The organism is Streptomyces sp. BR1 (assembly GCF_052373795.1).
Classification (GTDB): domain Bacteria; phylum Actinomycetota; class Actinomycetes; order Streptomycetales; family Streptomycetaceae; genus Streptomyces.
In genome coordinates this window covers 1,063,114-1,081,658 of sequence record NZ_CM126252.1, presented here as the reverse complement: position 1 = coordinate 1,081,658, position 18,545 = coordinate 1,063,114, and the positions used below count along the sequence as shown (strand labels likewise).

13 protein-coding genes are annotated in these 18,545 nt (G+C 71.0%); 10 read left to right on the top strand and 3 right to left on the bottom strand.

The genetic code is table 11. The features are described from left to right. The first annotated feature begins 128 nt into the window (after positions 1-128). From ACT1U9_RS04915 to ACT1U9_RS04890, 6 genes are all read left to right on the top strand, one after another. On the top strand, positions 129-1,127 hold the full coding sequence (locus ACT1U9_RS04915; protein ID WP_444537141.1) for a sugar ABC transporter substrate-binding protein: 999 nt from the start codon (positions 129-131) through the stop codon (positions 1,125-1,127). A gap of 98 nt (positions 1,128-1,225) precedes the next feature. Next, positions 1,226-2,239, top strand: a complete 1,014-nt coding sequence (locus ACT1U9_RS04910) for a sugar ABC transporter substrate-binding protein (protein ID WP_444537140.1) — start codon at positions 1,226-1,228, stop codon at positions 2,237-2,239. Further along, positions 2,236-3,285, top strand: a complete 1,050-nt coding sequence (locus ACT1U9_RS04905) for an ABC transporter permease (RefSeq protein ID WP_444537139.1) — start codon at positions 2,236-2,238, stop codon at positions 3,283-3,285. Before ACT1U9_RS04910 ends, ACT1U9_RS04905 begins: the two co-directional genes overlap by 4 nt. Next, positions 3,252-4,118, top strand: coding sequence for an ATP-binding cassette domain-containing protein (locus tag ACT1U9_RS04900; protein WP_444537138.1), 867 nt, complete (start codon positions 3,252-3,254; stop codon positions 4,116-4,118). Before ACT1U9_RS04905 ends, ACT1U9_RS04900 begins: the two co-directional genes overlap by 34 nt. Positions 4,119-4,294: 176 nt before the next feature. Further along, positions 4,295-5,446 carry an ROK family glucokinase gene (locus ACT1U9_RS04895; protein ID WP_444537137.1) on the top strand — a complete coding sequence of 384 codons (1,152 nt, stop codon included), beginning with the start codon at positions 4,295-4,297 and terminating at the stop codon, positions 5,444-5,446. Continuing rightward, the gene (locus tag ACT1U9_RS04890; protein ID WP_444537136.1) at positions 5,446-6,036 is read left to right on the top strand and encodes a hypothetical protein; all 591 of its coding nucleotides are present in this window, start codon (positions 5,446-5,448) and stop codon (positions 6,034-6,036) included. The genes ACT1U9_RS04895 and ACT1U9_RS04890 overlap by 1 nt, the downstream gene beginning before the upstream one ends. A gap of 18 nt (positions 6,037-6,054) precedes the next feature. Here ACT1U9_RS04890 and ACT1U9_RS04885 read toward each other — a convergent pair whose 3' ends face one another. The 3 genes from ACT1U9_RS04885 to ACT1U9_RS04875 all read right to left on the bottom strand — a co-directional run bounded on the left by ACT1U9_RS04885 (position 6,055) and on the right by ACT1U9_RS04875 (position 8,588). Continuing rightward, on the bottom strand, positions 6,055-6,261 hold the full coding sequence (locus ACT1U9_RS04885) for an acyl-CoA carboxylase epsilon subunit (protein WP_444537135.1): 207 nt from the start codon (positions 6,259-6,261) through the stop codon (positions 6,055-6,057). Between the two features lie 102 nt (positions 6,262-6,363). Continuing rightward, positions 6,364-7,830 carry a DHA2 family efflux MFS transporter permease subunit gene (locus tag ACT1U9_RS04880; RefSeq protein ID WP_444537134.1) on the bottom strand — a complete coding sequence of 489 codons (1,467 nt, stop codon included), beginning with the start codon at positions 7,828-7,830 and terminating at the stop codon, positions 6,364-6,366. An 11-nt stretch (positions 7,831-7,841) separates the two neighbouring features. Next, positions 7,842-8,588 (bottom strand): sigma-70 family RNA polymerase sigma factor, encoded by a 747-nt coding sequence (locus ACT1U9_RS04875; protein WP_444539009.1) that lies wholly within the window; start codon positions 8,586-8,588, stop codon positions 7,842-7,844. A 281-nt stretch (positions 8,589-8,869) separates the two neighbouring features. Between ACT1U9_RS04875 and ACT1U9_RS04870 the strand changes: the two genes are divergently transcribed. From ACT1U9_RS04870 to ACT1U9_RS04855, 4 genes are read left to right on the top strand one after another with little or no spacing between them, the layout of a single operon-like run. Further along, positions 8,870-10,060, top strand: a complete 1,191-nt coding sequence (locus ACT1U9_RS04870; protein WP_444537133.1) for an aminotransferase class I/II-fold pyridoxal phosphate-dependent enzyme — start codon at positions 8,870-8,872, stop codon at positions 10,058-10,060. 16 nt (positions 10,061-10,076) lie between these two features. Beyond that, the gene (locus tag ACT1U9_RS04865) at positions 10,077-14,864 is read left to right on the top strand and encodes an SDR family NAD(P)-dependent oxidoreductase (protein WP_444537132.1); all 4,788 of its coding nucleotides are present in this window, start codon (positions 10,077-10,079) and stop codon (positions 14,862-14,864) included. After that, complete coding sequence (locus ACT1U9_RS04860) at positions 14,833-15,699, top strand: 4'-phosphopantetheinyl transferase family protein (RefSeq protein ID WP_444537131.1); 867 nt, start codon at positions 14,833-14,835, stop codon at positions 15,697-15,699. Before ACT1U9_RS04865 ends, ACT1U9_RS04860 begins: the two co-directional genes overlap by 32 nt. After that, positions 15,686-18,541: a beta-ketoacyl synthase N-terminal-like domain-containing protein gene (locus tag ACT1U9_RS04855; RefSeq protein ID WP_444537130.1), complete on the top strand. Its 2,856-nt coding sequence runs from the start codon at positions 15,686-15,688 to the stop codon at positions 18,539-18,541. Before ACT1U9_RS04860 ends, ACT1U9_RS04855 begins: the two co-directional genes overlap by 14 nt. Positions 18,542-18,545: the final 4 nt, after the last annotated feature.

The following is an 18,545-nucleotide window of genomic DNA, read 5'->3' as shown; positions in this document are numbered from 1 at the left end:
CGCTCGTACACCATGGGCCGCTCTCGAACGCCGCGTAAGAATGTTCGGACAAAGTATTGACGGGGTCGCGCGCCCGCCGCTAGAACTCACGTGCCGCAACCGGGCGGCCCAGGCGGAAGGCGGAACCCATGCGCACACCCCGCACGGCCCTCACGGCGGCCGTCGCAGCCCTCGCGCTCACGGTCGCCGGATGCAGCAGCTCGGGCGGCAAGAGCTCGGAGGGCAAGACGAAGGACGCCGCTTCCGGCGGCAAAGGCGTCTCCACACCACGGCTGAAGATCGCGATGGTCACCCACTCGGGCGAGGGCGACACGTTCTGGGACATCGTCCAGAGCGGCGCGAAACAGGCGGCCGCCAAGGACAACGTCGACTTCCTCTACTCGGCCAACAAGGAGGGCCAGCAGCAGTCGCAGCTGGTCCAGGCCGCGATCGACCAGAAGGTCGACGGGATCATCGTCACCCTGGCCAAGCCCGAGGCCGTACGCGACGTGGTGAAGAAGGCGGTCGCGGCGGGCATACCCGTCGTCACCATCAACTCCGGCGCCCAGTACTCCAAGGACCTCGGCGCGATCGGCCACATCGGCCAGGACGAGGGCGTGGCCGGAGAGGCGGTCGGCGAGCAGCTGAACGCGAGCGGCAAGAAGAAGACCGTCTGCGTCATTCATGAGCAGGGCAACGTCTCGCTCGAAGAGCGCTGCGCGGGAGTGAAGAAGACGTTCCACGGCACGGTCGAGAACCTGAACGTCGACGGGACCAACACGCCCGCCGCCACGTCCTCCATCGAGGCGAAACTCCAGGCGGGCAAGGACATCGACTCGGTGGTCACCCTCGGCGCGCCGATGGCGGCCGCGGCCGTGAAGGCGAAGGGCGACGCGGGCAGCTCCGCGGAGGTCGACACCTTCGACCTCAACGCCGCCGTGATCAAGCAGTTCAAGGCCAAGGAGATCGGCTTCGCGGTCGATCAGCAGCCGTATCTCCAGGGGTATCTGGCGGTGGACGAACTATGGCTCGACAAGACCAACGGCAATGTCGTCGGCGGAGGCAGGCCGGTCCTCACCGGGCCCGCGATCGTCACCGAGAAGGACGTGCCGACGCTGGAGAAGTACACCGCACGCGGTACCCGATGATCGCCCGCCGACCTCACGTGACCCATACTTGGGCGGCCGGGGCAGGTCCGTACCCGTCCCGGCCGCACCTGGCAGTACAGCAAGAGGAGCACGGCGTCGTGGCAAGGGTTCGGACAGGGGTACGCGCGGTGGGCGCGGTGCTGGCGGCGGTGCTCGGAGTTTCCCTGGTGGGATGCAGCAGCACCGGTGGCAAGCGCGCCGAGGACGCGCGCAAGGCCGCCTCCGCCCAGGGCAAGGCGGCGGTGAACACCCCGCGCTGGAAGATCGCGATGATCACCCACTCGGGCGATGGCGACACGTTCTGGGACATCGTCCAGAACGGCGCCAAGCAGGCCGCCGTCAAGGACAACATCGACTTCCTGTACTCGCACAGCGACCAGGGCCAGCAGCAGGCGCAGTTCGTGCAGACCGCCATCGACCAGAAGGTCGACGGCATCATCGTCACGCTCGCCAAGCCCGACGCCATGAAGGACGTCGTCGCCAAGGCCGAGAAGGCCGGCATCCCGGTGATCACGGTGAACTCCGGCTCCGAGAAGTCCAAGGAGTTCGGCGCCCTCACCCACATCGGGCAGGACGAGACCGTCGCGGGCGAGGCCGTCGGCGAGGAGCTCAACAAGCGCGGCAGGAAGAAGGCGCTCTGCGTCCTGCACGAGCAGGGCAACGTCGGCCATGAGCAGCGCTGCGCGGGCACCAAGAAGAGCTTCACGGGCGAGCTGCAGAACCTCTACGTCACCGGCACCAACATGCCCGACGTCCAGTCGTCCATCGAGGCCAAGCTCCAGGCCGACAAGTCCATCGACGCCGTCGTCACCCTCGGCGCGCCCTTCGCGGACACCGCCGTCAAGGCGAAGAACTCCGCGGGCAGCTCCGCCGAGGTCGACACCTTCGACCTCAACGCCAAGGTCGCCTCCGAGCTCAAGGACGGCACCCTCGGCTTCGCCGTCGACCAGCAGCCCTACCTCCAGGGGTACGAGGCCGTGGACCTGCTCTGGCTCTACAAGTACAACGCCGACATGCTCGGCGGCGGACTGCCGGTGCTGACCGGGCCTCAGATCATCACCAAGGACGCGGCCGCCCAGCTGGAGGAATACACGAAGCGGGGGACCCGATGACCGCCACTGCACCCGCGCCCGCCTCGGCGGGCGACGAGCGTCTGATCCACCGGTCCGTACTGCGCAAGATCATGGGCCGTCCGGAGCTGGGCTCGGTCGTCGGCGCGATCGCCGTCTTCGTCTTCTTCTCGATCGTCGCCGACAGCTTCCTGCGCGCCTCCAGCCTCTCGACCGTCCTGTACGCGGCGTCGACGATCGGCATCATGGCGGTGCCGGTGGCGCTGCTGATGATCGGCGGCGAGTTCGACCTGTCGGCCGGTGTCCTGGTGACGACGTCCGCGCTGGTCTCGTCGATGTTCAGCTACCAGATGACCGCGAACGTGTGGGTGGGCGTCGGCGTCTCGCTCCTGACGACGCTGGCCATCGGCGCCTTCAACGGCTTCATGCTGACCCGTACGAAACTGCCCAGCTTCATCATCACGCTCGGCACCTTCCTGATGCTGACCGGCCTCAACCTCGGCTTCACCAAGCTGATCAGCGGCACGGTCTCCACGAAGTCCATCTCCGACATGGAGGGCTTCTCCTCGGCGAAGAAGGTGTTCGCCTCCCAGCTGTCCATCGGCTCGGTCAATCTGAAGGTCACCATCCTGTGGTGGTTCGGCCTGATCGCGGTCGCCACCTGGGTCCTGCTGCGGACCCGCTTCGGCAACTGGATCTTCGCGGTCGGCGGTGAGGCGGACGCGGCCCGTGCGGTCGGCGTCCCGGTCTACAAGACCAAGATCGGCCTGTACATGGGTGTGGCCTTCGCCGCCTGGGTCTCCGGCCAGCACCTGCTCTTCTCGTTCGACGTGGTCCAGTCCGGCGAGGGCGTCGGCAACGAGCTGATCTACATCATCGCGGCCGTCATCGGCGGCTGTCTGATCACCGGCGGCTACGGCTCGGCGATCGGCTCCGCGGTCGGTGCCTTCATCTTCGGCATGACGAGCAAGGGCATCGTGTACGCGGAGTGGAACCCGGACTGGTTCAAGTTCTTCCTGGGAGCGATGCTCCTGCTGGCCACCCTGCTCAACGCATGGGTACGCAAGCGGGCGGAGGCGACGGCATGACTGCGGAAGCGACAGAGGAGCGGACGGCTCTCGTCGAGCTGGACGACGTCAGCAAGTACTACGGCAACATCCGGGCCCTCGAAGGCGTCTCCCTCGAAGTCCACGCGGGCGAGATCAGCTGTGTGCTCGGCGACAACGGCGCCGGCAAGTCCACCCTCATCAAGATCATCGCGGGGCTGCACCGGCACGACGCCGGCGCCTTCCGCATCGAGGGCGAGGACGTCTCGCTCAGCAACCCGCGCGACGCGCTCGACCGGGGCATCGCCACCGTCTACCAGGACCTCGCGGTCGTCCCGCTGATGCCGGTCTGGCGCAACTTCTTCCTCGGCTCCGAGCCGACCAAGGGCGCCGGTCCCTTCAAGCGCCTCGATGTCGAGCTGATGCGGGAGACCACCCGCTCGGAGCTGCTGCGCATGGGCATCGACCTGCGCGACGTGGACCAGCCCATCGGCACCCTCTCCGGCGGCGAGCGCCAGTGCGTGGCGATCGCCCGCGCGGTCTACTTCGGCGCCAAGGTCCTGGTGCTCGACGAGCCGACCGCCGCGCTCGGCGTCAAGCAGTCCGGCGTGGTGCTCAAGTACGTGGCGGCCGCCCGCGACGCGGGCCTCGGCGTGGTCCTCATCACTCACAACCCGCACCACGCCTACCTCGTCGGCGACCGTTTCGTGCTGCTCAAGCGGGGTGCGATGACGGGCAGCCATCTGCGCTCGCAGATCACCCTGGACGAGCTCACCCGCCAGATGGCGGGCGGCAGCGAACTGGAGGAGCTCAGCCACGAGCTCCAGCGCGCCCCCGAGCCCACCCACCTGGGCGGGCACCCCACCGACGCCTGAGTGACGGCCGGGGCCGCGGAGGCACACGAGGTCCGGTCCCGGCCGGGGTGGCAGAATCGGGCACGGCGGGCGCCGTCCGCCGCCGGTCACCCCGGCCCCCCGAGACCTCCAGGGACGACACGAGTCGTGCGAGCACTCCAGGACACCCCCCTCCCGACGCGAAGGGGTGCGGCCCGATGAACACCTCCTACCGGGGCTCCGCCCGGGCCACCGTCCTGCGCACCGTCGGCACCCGCGAGCGCCGCTCGCACCTGACCGCCCCGCGCGTGCCCACCGTGGGCATCGACATCGGCGGTACGAAGGTGATGGCGGGCGTCGTCGACGCCGACGGGAACATCCTGGAGAAGCTCCGCACCGAGACGCCGGACAAGTCCAAGAGCCCCAAGGTCGTCGAGGACACCATCACCGAGCTGGTCCTGGACCTCTCCGACCGCCACGACGTGCACGCCGTCGGCATCGGCGCGGCCGGCTGGGTCGACGCGGACCGCTCCACCATCCTGTTCGCCCCGCACCTCGCCTGGCGCAACGAGCCGCTGCGCGACGCCCTCCAGTCCCGGCTCGCCGTCCCCGTCATGGTCGACAACGACGCCAACACGGCCGCCTGGGCCGAGTGGCGGTTCGGCGCGGGCCGGGGCGAGGACCACCTCGTCATGATCACGCTCGGCACCGGCATCGGCGGCGCGATCCTGGAGGACGGCCGGGTCAAGCGCGGCAAGTACGGCGTGGCCGGCGAGTTCGGCCATATGCAGGTCGTGCCCGGCGGCCACCGCTGCCCGTGCGGCAACCGGGGCTGCTGGGAGCAGTACAGCTCCGGCAACGCGCTGGTCCGCGAGGCCCGCGAGCTCGCCGTCGCGGACTCGCCGGTCGCGTACAACATCCTGGAGCGGGTCAAGGGCAACATCCCCGACATCACCGGGCCGCTGATCACCGAGCTCGCCCGCGAGGGCGACGCCATGTGCGTCGAGCTGCTCCAGGACATCGGCCAGTGGCTCGGCGTCGGCATCGCCAACCTCGCGGCCGCCCTCGACCCGTCCTGCTTCGTCATCGGCGGTGGCGTCAGCGCGGCCGACGACCTGCTCATCGCCCCGGCCAGGGACGCCTTCAAGCGCCAGCTGACCGGCCGCGGCTACCGGCCCGAGGCCCGGATCGCCAAGGCGCAGCTAGGCCCCGAGGCCGGCATGGTCGGCGCCGCCGACCTGGCCCGCCTGGTCGCCCGCCGCTTCCGCCGCGCCAACCGCCGCCGCGTGGAGCGCTACGAGCGGTACGCGCAGGTCGCCGAGGCCGTACGCAAGTCCGGCCCGGCCCGCAACACCCAGAGGTCGGCGTGATGGCCCCGGCGGAGCGGCCCGCGGTGCCGCGTCAGTCGCCCTCCCCGGACGAGAGCGGCCAGGCCGAGGACCGCCGCCATATGATCCGCCGCCGCTGGCTCACCGCGATCATCATCGTGCTGCTCATCGGGGTCCCGGCCGGATACCTGGCGATCTCGGCCGGCCAGAGCCGCGACAGCGGCCGCGACAAGGAGGCCGAGGCCTCGGCGACCGGCCTCCAGAACGACTGGCCGTCCAGGACCCAGCGCCGCATCTACGACGTACCGGTCCCGTCGGCCGCCACCGCCGTCAAGTACTACGAGACCAACAGCTGGGCGGTCAGCAAGCTGTATGTGCAGTTCAAGACCACGGCCGCGGGTCTCGCCGAGTTCCTGAAGGACTCCGGCACCAGTACGGCGGCGCTGCGGCCCGGCTCGGTGGCGATCGGCGCCTCCGACGCCAAGAAGGTCGGCTGGACGTTCCCGCCGGGCCACGACTGGGCGGGCACCACGCACGCCCAGAAGGACCCGCTGCCCACGCAGGACATCACGGTGAACGAGAGCGACCCGGACAACCCGGTGGTCTTCGTGGTCTCGACGGCGACGCCGTAGCCGCTTTACGGGGGAGCGTCAGGCCGCGCGCCAGGAACCGCTGGTGACGGGTTCCGCCTGGTGGCGCCAGCGGGCGACGGGGACGACCGTGGCCAGGGCGGGGCCCGGCGCGGCCGCGCGGCGGGCGCAGGCGGTGAGCACGACGGCCACGGCGGCCAGTTCCTCCGGGCTCGGGCTGCCGCGCACGATCTTCCAGAGCGTGGGTTCGACGGGTTCAGCGGACATGGTGCTCCTGCCATGAGATGGGCGGCCGGCCCGCGGGGGTGTGGGCCGGCCGCCCGGTCTTCGGGTGGGTGGTGCTTGGCGCCGGAGCGCCCTGGTCGCGGCTCAGGCCGCCTGCGGGTCCGGCGTCTTCTTTCCGGCGGCCCCGGCCGCGAGCGCCGCCTCGGCCGCCTCAAGGCGGGCGGCCTCGGCGCCGACCGGCCGCAGTCCGCTCGGGATCAGCATCGACGCGGCACCGGCCGCCAGGACGACCGCCGCGCCCAGCCAGACGGCGGGAACGAGGCCGTCGACGAAGTTCTGCGGTGAGGCGTAGCCGCCGCGCGCCGCGAACACCGCCGCCAGTACGGCCACTCCGAGCACCCCGCCGAGCTCACGGCCCGAGTTGTTGACGCCCGAGGCGATGCCTTCCTGGTCGCGCCGGACCGAGGAGAACACCATGTTCACCACCGGCGCGTAGAACAGCGACATCCCGACGCCGAGCACCGCGAACGGTGGCACCAGCGTCATGTACGCGACGTCCGGATCGGCCACGAGCGCGAACCAGCCGAGCCCGATCGCCTGGAGCACGAAGCCGATGGCGAGGATGATCCGCCCGCCGAACCGGTCGGAGAGCACCCCGGCGATCGGGGCGACGGCCATCGGCATGGCGGTCCACGGCAGTGTGCGCAGCCCCGCCTCCAGCGGCGAGTAGCCCTGTGCGGTCTGCAGGAACTGGGCGATCAGGAAGATCGAGCCGAACATCCCGAAGTACATGAACAGCGAGGCCAGATTGGTCATCGCGAAGGCGCGCCCGCGGAACAGGGTGAGCGGCACCATCGGGTGCTCCACCCGGTTCTCCCAGGCCAGGAAGGCGATCAGCAGCACACCGCCCGCGAGGAAGCCGGCCAGCACCTCGCCCGAGGTCCAGCCCACGGTCCCGCCGCGCACCAGGCCGAGCACGATCCCGAACAGCCCGAGGCTCAGCAGCACGGTGCCGACCACGTCCAGGGTGGCGCCGGTGCCCCGGCTCTCGGCGAGCCACGCACGCGACAGCGGCAGCAGCACGAGCCCCAGCGGCACGTTGATCCAGAAGATCCACTGCCAGGAGAAGCCCTCCACGATCGCCCCGCCCACCACCGGGCCGAGCGCGATGGCGAGCCCCGCGATCGCGCCCCAGGCACCGAGCGCCGCACCGCGTTTGGCGGGCGGCACGGCGGCCGAGAGCAGCGTCAGGGTCAGCGGGACGACGATCGCGCCGCCGATGCCCTGCACGGCCCGGGCCACGATCAGGGCGTTGGCGCTGGTCGACAGGGCCGCGCCCGCGGACGCCAGCGTGAAGAGTGCCGTACCGATCATGAAGAGCCGACGCCGCCCGAACCGGTCGCCCAGGGCCGAGCCCGTCATCAGGAGCACGGCGAAGGTCAGGGTGAACGCGTTGACCGTCCACTCCAGTTTGTCGAGTCCGGCGTTCAGATCCTCGCGGATCGCGGGCAGCGCGGTGGTGACGACGAGGTTGTCGAGGGAGGTGATGAACATCGCCACGGCGGCGATGACGAAGGTGCGTACGGGATGGCCCTGTGTCTGGGCGCTCATGGTTCGTCCTCTCACATGTCGCGCAGGAAGTCCCTGGCTTGCCGGAGAATGCGGTTGCGGGTGGGGCCGATGGAGCCACGCGGGATCGACAGGGTGGCGCTGATCGCGTCGTAGCTCATGGGCGGGTCGCGCAGCAGCAGGCCGAGCAGGACCTGGTGCCGCTCCGGGAGATGCCGGATCGCCTCGCGGGCGAGATCGCCCTCGGCCCGGCGCACGGCCGCCTCCTCGGGGCCCGCCTGGTGCGGGACGGCCTCGGGCACATAACTCGAAAGGTCGTCCACGAGGTGGTACTTGACGCCGGCGCCGCACACCCGCAGCGCCTCGCGCCGTGCCGTCGTCACGATCCAGGCGCCGACCTTGGCGGGGTCGTGGAGCGAGCCGAGGTTCTCGATGACGCGCAGCCAGGTGAGCTGGCAGACGTCCTCGCAGTCGGCGGGGCGCAGCCCGTGCGAGCGCGCCACGCTCCAGACGGCCGCGCGGTAGCGGCGCACGAGCCGCACCCACGCCGACTGCTCCCCGGTCAGGCATGCCGCGACGAGCTCGTCCGCGCACTCCACCGGCCGGGCGGCCCGCGCCGGCCCGGCCTGCCGCGGTATCCCGGCCGGTCCCGGTGACACCGTCGGGCCGACGGCCTGCACCGACCCGGCCGGTCCCGGCAGTCCCACCGGTCCCGGTAGTCCGGTCCGTTCCGCCAGCGCCGTCGGGCCCGCCCGGTCCGGCGGCGTGCCGGTGTCCTTCCGGATGTGTTCCCCCGTCATCTCGGCCACACCGATTCCTCCTTGAGTCCTCCCCGCGGGGACCGCTCGCCCAGGCGGGGACCTGTCGCATTCCCTTGTCCCATCTGCGGGTAGCCGAGCGCCCGACCCCCTGCTCGCGCAGGACTGGACAGCCGGTAGCGCGCCACCGGCCATGGCGCGAACGGGGCGCGTGTCCGGTATCCGCACCGCGCCGGGGCGCCTCTGTCGGATGACGGTCGCGCCACCGCACCCCGGCCCAGCCGGGCCTGCCGTGGGCGACGTACCGAGAGGGGACATCACGGATGATCACGGATGAGTACGCCCGGACCTTCGCGTCCGTCAACGACCGGATCGGGCAGCTCAGGGAGAGCGGCTTCTACACCTTCGAACAGCCCTTCACGGCCGCGCCCGGCGGCCGGTCCGAGATCGATTCGCGCGAGGTCATCATGCTGACCAGCGGGAACTATCTGGGGCTCGTCGGACACCCGGAGATCAACAAGGCGGTCAAGGAAGCCCTGGACACGTATGGCTCAGGTGCCTGCGGTGCCCGGCTCAACAACGGCACCACCCGGCTCCACCTGGAGCTGGAGGAACGGCTCGCCGAGTGGATGGGCACCGAGGCCGCGCTGACGTACAGCTCCGGCTATCTCGCCAACCTCGGCACCATCTCCGCGCTCTGCGACGCCGACACCGTCGTCATCACGGACCAGTTCAACCACATGAGCATCCTCGACGGCTGCCGTCTCGCCGAGGGCAGCGTCAAGATCTTCGCGCACAACTCGATGGAGAAACTGGAGTACGTGCTCCAGCGCAACGCGGACGCCGCCAAGAAGTTCGTCGTGGTCGACGGCGTCTACTCGATGGACGGCGAGATCGCGCCGCTGGACGAGATCCACCGGCTCACCGAGCGCTACGGCGCGCTGCTGATGGTCGACGAGGCGCACGGCACCGGGTTCCTCGGCGCCAACGGGCGCGGCGCGGGCGAGCACTTCGGGCTCGTGCCCGACATCACCATGGGGACCTTCAGCAAGACGCTGGGCGGCGTCGGCGGCTTCGTCACCGCGAGCCACGACATCGTCGAGTTCCTGCGCCACTCCGCGCACGCCTACATGTTCAACGCGAGCCTGCCCGCGCCGACCGTCGCCGGGGTCCTCAAGGCCCTGGAACTGATGCGGCGCGAGCCCTGGCGCACCGAGAAGCTCTGGGAGAACACCATGCGCTTCCGGTCCGGGCTCATCCGCCTGGGCTTCGAGGTGATGGGCAGCGTGACGCCCGTCATCCCCATCCTGATCGGCGACGACGAGACCGCCCTGCGCATGTCCAAGGAGCTGATGGCGGACGGACTCTACGTCTCCGGCGCGATCTACCCGGCCGTCCCCAAGGGCAAGGCCCGGTTCCGCGCGACGGTCACCGCCGCCATGACGAGCGAGGACGTGGACAGCGCGGTCGCACTGCTGGGTGACGCCGCACGGCGGCACAACGTACTGGCCTGAAGGGGGAAGAACCGCCGTGACCATCACGACCACCACCGAGGACATATCCACCACCGAGAGCGCGGGGCAGCTCGACGCGCCGTCCGCCGCGCAGAGCCGGCGGGCCCTCCAGGCCCAGGGCGTCTACCTCGGCGCCGCGGGCCCCGCGCCCCGCGCCGCCTTCCTCTTCCCCGGCCATGGGGCGCAGTACCCGGACATGTTCGCGGACCTCGCGGCCGAACAGCCCGTCGTCGCCGAGACCTTCGAGCGGATCGACGAGACCTACCGCGAGCTGACCGGACGCTCCCTGACCGGCCGTATCTTCCGGGCGCGCGGGGGCGACCCGGCCAAGGAACTCCAGGACCCCGAGGTCATGCAGCCCGCGATCTTCGCGGGGAGCATCGCCGTGTTCCGGCTCCTCGAACACCTCGGCGTCGCCCCGGAGATGCTGATCGGGCACAGCCTCGGCGAGCTGAGCGCGCTGGTCGCGGCGGGCGCGCTGTCCGTCGAGGACGGGGTACGGGCCGTGTACGGCCGGGGCGCGGCCGTCAAGACGATCCCGGCCGACCGCCGGGGCGGCATGCTCAGCCTCCAGACGGACAGCGAGGGAAGCCGCCGCGAACTGGCCAGGCTGCTGCTCCTGATGGGCAGTCAGGACGGCTGCCTGAGCCGCTCCATCGTCAACTCGCCCGACCAGACGGTGCTCTCCGGCGACCTCGCGGCGCTCGTCCGCGCCGAGGAGTACTGCCGTGAGCACGGCATCAAGGCCACCCGGCTGCGGGTCTCGCACGGCTTCCACTCCGCGCTGCTCGCGGACGCGGTACCGCACCTGGAACGCACCCTGCGCGCCCTCGACTGGCATGCGCCGAAGATCCCCGTACTCTCCACCGTCATCGGGGACCACTACACCGAGCGGGACCTGCCGGACCTGCCCGTCCTGCTCGCCCGCCAGCTCGTGACCCCCTTCAGCTTCCAGGAGCTGATCGGACGGATGCACACGGGCGGCATCGACACCTTCGTCGAGGTCGGGCCCAAGTCGATCCTGTCCGGCCTGGTCGAGCGCATCCTCGCCGACCAGGAGGTGCTGGTCACCCCCACCAACATCCAGTCCCTGGGCGGCGTGGAGAGCATCCGCCGGTTCACGGCCTTCGCCGAGGTGCACGGGTTGCGTACGGACAAGGCCACGCCGCCGGAGCCGAAGCAGGAGTCCGACAGCGCCCGCCCGACCACCGACCAGATCCGCGCGCGACTCCTGGAGACGGCGGCCCGCACCACCGGCTATCCCGTACGGCTGCTCGACCCGGCACAGCTGATGGGCGCGGGCCTCGGGCTGAGCCCGCGGGTCCGCCAGGAGCTGGCGGCGGCGCTCGCCGCACAGCTGGGGCTCGACACCATCGCGCTCGACACGGAACGGGACGCGCCGCTCGGCGAGCTCCTGGACCGGATCGTGGAGGCGTCCCGTACGACGGCGGAGCCCGCGCCGACGCCGTCAACTGCTCCAACTCCAGTTGTTGAGGCGCCTGTTGAGGTGTCGGCGGAGGTCGACCGTGTGGTGTGGGAGGTGACGGAGGCGAAGACCGGGTATCCGGCGGATCTGCTGGAGGCGGATCTGGATCTGGAGGCGGATCTGGGGATCGACTCCGTGAAGCAGGCGGAGATCCTGGGCGAGGTGCGGGAGGTGTTCGGTCTGCCGGTGGTCGAGGATCTCGACACGGCCGAGCTGAACACGCTGCGGAAAATCGCCGGATTCGTCAACGGTTTGCGAGCGGCGAACGCTCCGACTGCCATTACGGAGACGCCTGTTGAGGTGTCGGCGGAGCTGTCGGCCGAGGTGGACCGTGTGGTGTGGGAGGTAACCGAAGCGAAGACCGGATATCCGGCCGATCTGCTGGAGGCGGATCTCGATCTGGAAGCGGACCTCGGCATCGACTCCGTCAAGCAGGCGGAGATCCTTGGTGAGGTGCGGGAGGTGTTCGGTCTGCCGGTCGTCGAGGACCTGGACGCGGCGGAGCTCAACACCCTGCGGAAGATCGCCGGGTTCGTCACCGGTCTGCGGGCCGCGACCGGTCGTAGCCCGCGTACGCCCGCCGACGGTGGCGGCGCGGACGACGACAGTCACATACACGAGGCGGCACCCGAGGGCCCGGTGCTGCCGCCGATCCTGGAGCGTACGGTCGACCGGATCGCCGGGCGCTATGTGCCGCTGGCCGTGGCGAGTCCCCTCGACCACCCCGGCGCCCGCCCGTTCGCCCTTGACGGCAAGACCGTCGTCGTCATCACCGGTCGCGACAGCGGGCTCGCCGAGGCGCTGCTGCCGCTGATCGCCGGGTACGGGGCCCGGCCCCGCGTGGTGGCCGAGCAGGGCGCGGCCGTCGACGGCTGGCCCACCTTCCACGCGGACTTCGCCGACCCCGACTCACTGGTGCGGGCGCTCAATGAGGCCCGTGGGGACGGCGTACAGGTCGTCGTCAATCTGCACCCGTACGGCACCGGGCCCCTGAAGGCGGGCCCGACCTCCTTCGACCTCGACGGCCCGGAGTGGAGCCGCCTCTCGGATCAGCACTTCACCGTCAACCTCCTTGCCGCCAAGGCGTATTACGCGGATCTGGGGCGGGCCGGGGCGGAGGCCGGCTACTTCGCCGCGACGGCTGTCGGAGGCGTGCTCGGCCTGGAGTCGGACGGCTCGCTCGACCCGCTCGGCGGGCTCACCGCGGGCTTCGTCAAGAGCCTGGACCTCGAACTCCCCGACGCCCGCGCCAAAGTCGTCGACTTCACCGACGGCGACGCGACGGCCGCCGCGACCGCGCTGATCGAGGAGATCACCACCGTCGCGGAACCCACGGTCGAAGTCGGTTACGTACGCGGGGTGCGCAAGACCGTGCAGGTGCTCCCGCACGAGATCGAGCACCATCCGCTACGGGAGCCGCTGCGGCTCGATCCCGGCAGTGTGGTCGTCTTCTCGGGCGGCTCGCGCGGCATCACGTACGAGTGCGCGAAGGAGATCGCCCGCCTCAAGGGCGTCCACATCGTCATCCTCGGGCGCACCCGGCCCGCCGACGGCACCGAGGAGTGGATGCGGCTCGACGACGACGCGTTCGAGGCACTGGGCCGCGAGTGGTTCCAGCGGGCGCGGGCCGAGGGGCGGGAGATCACGCCGGTGGCGGCCCGCAAGGAGTTCGCGGCGCTCGCCAACTCCCGTTCCCTGTACCGCAATCTGGCCGAGCTGCGGTCCCTGAACGAGCTCACCTCGTACGAGATCTGCGATGTCGCCGACGAGGCGCAGGTGGCCGGGGCCATCGGGCGGATACGGGCGCGGCACGGGCGTATCGACGGGATCGTGCACGCGGCCGGGCTCGAATCGGTGGCCACCGTGCCGAAGAAGTCCCTGGAGCACGCCCGGAACGTCGTACGGGTGAAGGCGGACGGGGCGCACCACCTGTGGCACGCCGTGCGGGACGACGAGCCGGCGTTCTTCTGCTTCTTCGGCTCCTTCCTCGGCCGCTTCGGGATGGACGGGCAGGTCGACTACACGGCGGGCGCCGATCTGGTGTCCAAGCTCTCCGCCCTGCTGGCCAGGGAGCGGCCGCGGACCAAGGTGTTCACGCTCTGCTGGACCGGCTGGGCCGAGGTGGGGATGGCCGCCACCGAGGCCGTGCGGCACATCCAGGAGGAGGTACGCGGGCTGCGGTATCTGTCGGTGGAGGAGGGCGTGCAGCACTTCGCGCGCGAGCTGTTCCACGGCGGCGACGACCCCGAGGTGCTGGTCTTCGGGGAGATCGGCAAGAACAGTTACGGCGGCCAGGACGCGAGCATGGACGCCGGAAGGACCGCCGTCGCCGTACCGGTCGGCCCCGACGGAAGCGTCCGGGACCGGATCGCGCTGCCGCTGATCGACGCGGTGGACGAGCTCTCGGCGGACCGGGTGCGGGTGCGCAAGCGGCTGGATCCGGGCGGCGACCGCTATCTGGGCGACCACCTGGTGAAGGGGGCGGGCACGTTCCCCGGTGTCCTGCACATCGAGGCGCAGGCGCAGACGGCGGGCCTGCTGGCCCCGGAGTACGTACTGGCCGGGGCGGAGAGCGTCGAATTCCTCAAGTTCATCCGGTATCTGCCGAACTTCCCGGTGGAGTTGAGCCTGGAGGCATATCCGCTCACCCACCACGAGATCGCGGGCGACGGGCTCCACCGGATCGCCACCGAGATCCGCTCCGACCTGGTCACGGCGGACGGCAGGGTCCTGGAGACCGGCCGGCTCCACTCGCGCGGCACCCACCTGTTCGCCGGGGAACCACTCGTACCGCCGGAGCCGGATCACTCGATCGCTCAACTCCTGGAATCAGAAAGGGAGTTCGACCTTGAGCGGTTCTATGAACGGGTGCGCCGGCAGATCACCTTCGGGCCCTCCTTCCGCCAGGTCCGGCGGGTCGCGGCGGTGGGAGACGTGGCGGACGGGCGGCTGGTGAGCGAGATCGGCGTGGCGTCGGGCCGTGGCCTCTTCTCCTCGGTGGCCACGCCCCGGCTGCGCACCCTGCCGGTGGTGATCGACAACGCCTGGCGGTCGGCGCTGGTCTGGGCGTACCACCAGCTCGGCATCCATGTGGTGCCCATCTCCGTCGCGGCGATGCGGTTCTACCGCAACCCGCTGGCGGGGGAGACCGTGTACGCCGACTCGACGGTCACCGACAGCGGGCAGGGCGGGCCGGGCAGGCTGCGGATCGACACGCGCATCGTCGACGCCGGGGGCGCCCTGCTCTGCGACATCCAGGGTCTTCTCGCGGCACAGGTGGGGCGTGATGAGGGCGATACAGGTCTCCTGGACCGATAGTGCCGTGCCGGGCAGCGGGCGGCCGCTGCCCGGCGGCGGGCGGGTCGTCACGGAATGGCTCCCGCTGGTGCGGACGGGCGAGGCCCGCGCCGCCTACCTGGCGGGCTACCTGGGCCCGGCCGAGCTCTCGGTCCTCGCCTCCATCGCCGCACCGAAGCGGCGGGCCGAGTGGCTGTCCGGGCGGGTCGTGGCCAAGCGGCTCGTCTGCCTGGTCCTGGAAGGGGCCGGGGTGCCGGTGCGGCCGCGCGAACTCGTCCTGCTCGGCGGCAAACCGGGCGGCCGGGCGGGCAAGCCCCAACTCGGCTTCGTATCAGGCGTGTTGGCGGACCGGGCCGCGCGCCATGTCTCGGACCTCTCCCTCGCCCACACCGAGAAGTACGCGGTGTGCGGGGTGGCCCGGGGCGGGCGCGTGGGAGTCGACGTCGAACCGCTGCGCGTCTTTAGCCCCGCACTGCGCCGCACCGTCTTCACCGAACGCGAACTCGCCCTGTCGCAGCGCGCGTTTCCCGCCTTCGCCCCCGGCCATCGCGCGACCGCGCTGTGGGCGGTCAAGGAGGCGCTGCTCAAGGCGTACGGCATCGGCTTCGCGCACGGCTGGGGGACCGCACGGCTGCGCGAGGCCACCCCGTCCGCCGGGATCTTCGACCTGGCGCTGCCCGAACGGGCCGACGCGCTGCCCGAACCGGCCCGCGTACGTCCCGAAGGGCCCGACCCCGCACCCCGGGTGAGCGTCCACTTCGGCCGGCTCACCGACCACGTTTTCGCCATCGCCTCCGTCGTCCAGCGGACCGCGGCAGGCCACTCGCAGAAAGGGCAGCTCCGTGCCTGGGACTGACTCCGAGGAGTTCGATCCGATCGCCGTGGTGGGTTACGGCTGCGTCTTCCCGCCCGACTCCTACGACGCCGACACGTTCTGGAAGAACATCCTCGACGGCCGTATCGGCATCGCCGCACCGCCCGAGGACCGCTGGGACTGGCGGGACTACCACGACGACGACAAGAACCTCGTCGACAAGACGTACTGCCGCTGGGGCGGCTTCCTCGACGGCTACCGCGCGCCGGACGGCCTCGGTCAGCTGAGCGCCGGGAACCGGGAGGCGGTCGGCGACTTCAACCACACCCAACTGATGGTGCTCGACACCGTCCTTCAGGCGCTGGGGAGCGCGGGCTACAGCCTGGCGCGCCTGGCCACCACCGACACCGGGCTCTTCGTCGGCAACATGCTGGGCGACGAGGCGGTCATGGAGTCCTCGCTGGCCTTCCGCTCCCGCGAAGTGCTGCACCACATACGGCGGGGCGAGGCGTTCCGGGCATTGCCGGAAGACCAACGCGCCGCGATCGAGAGCGGGTTCGCCGAGGCGGTCGGGCAGCGGCTGTACGACGCCGATCAGCACCGCGCCGCCAATGTGTTCCAGGTCAGCGTGGCCAAGGGCGTCGCCCGGGTGATCGGTCTGCCGGGGCCCGCGGCGATCGGGGACGCGGCCTGCGCCTCCGGGCTCACCGTGATCGACACCGCCGTCAAGTACCTCCAGGACCGCAGCCACGACATGGTCCTGGCCACCGGCGTGCAGGGCAACATGAACATCACCGGCAACGTCTGCTTCGCCAAGATCGGCGGACTCTCCGCCACCCGCAGCACCCCCCTGGACGCGGGCGCCAGCGGGCTCATCAACGGCGAGGGCTGCGGCACGGTCCTGCTGAAACGGCTCAGCGACGCGGTCCGCGACGGCGACCGGATCAGCGCGGTGATCCGGGGCATCGCCACCCGCTGCGACGGCAAGGGCAAGGCGATCTACGCCCCGTCCTCGCGCGGCCAGGTCGCGGCCATGCGCCGCGCCCTGGAACTGGCGGGCGCCGAGCCGGAGGAGCTCGACTACATCGAGACGCACGCCACCGCGACCTCCACCGGCGACCTCGTCGAGGTCGGTTCGCTCCAGCAGCTGTACGAGGGGAGGGGTACGGCGGCCGGATCCGTTCTGCTCGGTTCCGTGAAGGCGCAGATCGGGCACACGTTCTCGGCCGCCGGGATGGCCAATCTGCTCAAGATCCTGCTCGCGTTCGAGCACGAGACGGTGCCGCCCACCCACGCCTTCACCCGGCCCCACCCCGATATGCGCCTGGAGGGCTCGCCGTTCCGGGTGCCGGTGGCGGCCGAGCCCTGGCAGGTGCCGAAGGAGTGCCGCCCGCGCCGGGCGCTGTCCAACGCGTTCGGGTTCGGCGGCGTCAACACCAGCGTCGTCGTGGAGCAGTACGACGCGGTGCACCACGCGGACGCGGCCCTCACCCAGCAGAGCCACGCGGCCCGGCCGCCCGCCGGGGCGCACACACCGCTCGCGGTCCTCGGCGTCGGCGTCATGACACCCGCAGCCCGCGACACGGCGGCGCTCGCCGCCGACCGGCCCGCCGACGCGGGCGTCACCGGCTTCCCGCGCGACCGCTGGCACCCCGACGCCGCCGAGATCTACGACCCGGACGGCACCTGGCGGGCCGGGATCGTCTCCGATCTCGACTTCCCCTGGAAGGTGTACCGCATCCCGCCCAGCGTCCTCGAAGACCTCGACCGCGCCCAGCTGTTGTCGGTGATGGCGGCGGGCCAGGCCCTTCAGGACTACGGGGTGGATCCCGCCGACCGGGTCGGCATGGGCGTCTTCGTCGGCGCGACCTGCGGACTGGAATCGGGCCTGAACCGCAACTTCCGTATCCGCCTGGTGGAGTTCGAGCGGGCGCTGGAGGCCGTCCCCGCGTTCCGGGAGCTGGACGAGGAGACCCGCCGGGCCGTAGTCGAGAGCTACACCGCCGAAGTGCACCGCTACATCCCGCAGACCCGGGAGAACGCGCTGCCCGGCTACATGGACAACATCACCGCGGGCCGCATCCAGAACATCTTCGACCTGCGCGGCCCGGGCGTGGTCATCGACGACGACCTGTGCTCCTTCGGTACGGTCCTCGGGCTCGCCCAGCGCAACCTCGTGCAGGGCGAGTGCGATGTCGCCCTCGTCGGCGGTGTGCACGCCAACCTCACCCCGGAGTTCACCCGCCTCTTCGAGCGCCGCCTGAAGGAGGCGGGCCACAGCGTCCAGGACCTCGTCCCGGGCGAGGGCGCCGCCTTCTTCGTCATCAAACCGCTCGACCGGGTCACCGAGGACGACAAGGTGTACGCGGTGATCGACGGGGTCGGCTGCGCGGACGCCGACATCCCGGTCGCCCGGCCCGGCGTGCCGTTCTTCTACGGCGCCGACGGCGCGATCCGCGCCGCCGAGCTCATCGTCCGCCTCGACGGGGCCGACCACGACACCGTCCGCCTCAAGCTCCCGCAGATCGAGAGCGGGCACGGATACTCGCTGCGCATCCGTCGCAGCGCCGACGTCCCCGACGACGAACAGCCGCCTAGCGCCGAGGAGTTCGGGCCAGCTCCCGTCGGAGCACCGGCCGACGACCCCGGCACCGGCTTCCTCACCGCCGCCACCTACGGCCAGCTCATCGACCGGCTCGAAGCGCTGGCCCGGGGCGAGTCCGTACCGCTGGAGCGCATCCCGCCCACCGAACGCGGCGGCTACCGCATCGGCTTCAGCTACGCGTCCCGGATGGATCTCGCCCGCAAGACCCAGCTGACGCTGCGGCTGCTGCGCCCCGACAGCACCACGTCCCCGTCCACCCCTTCCGCCACCACGAGGTGACCCC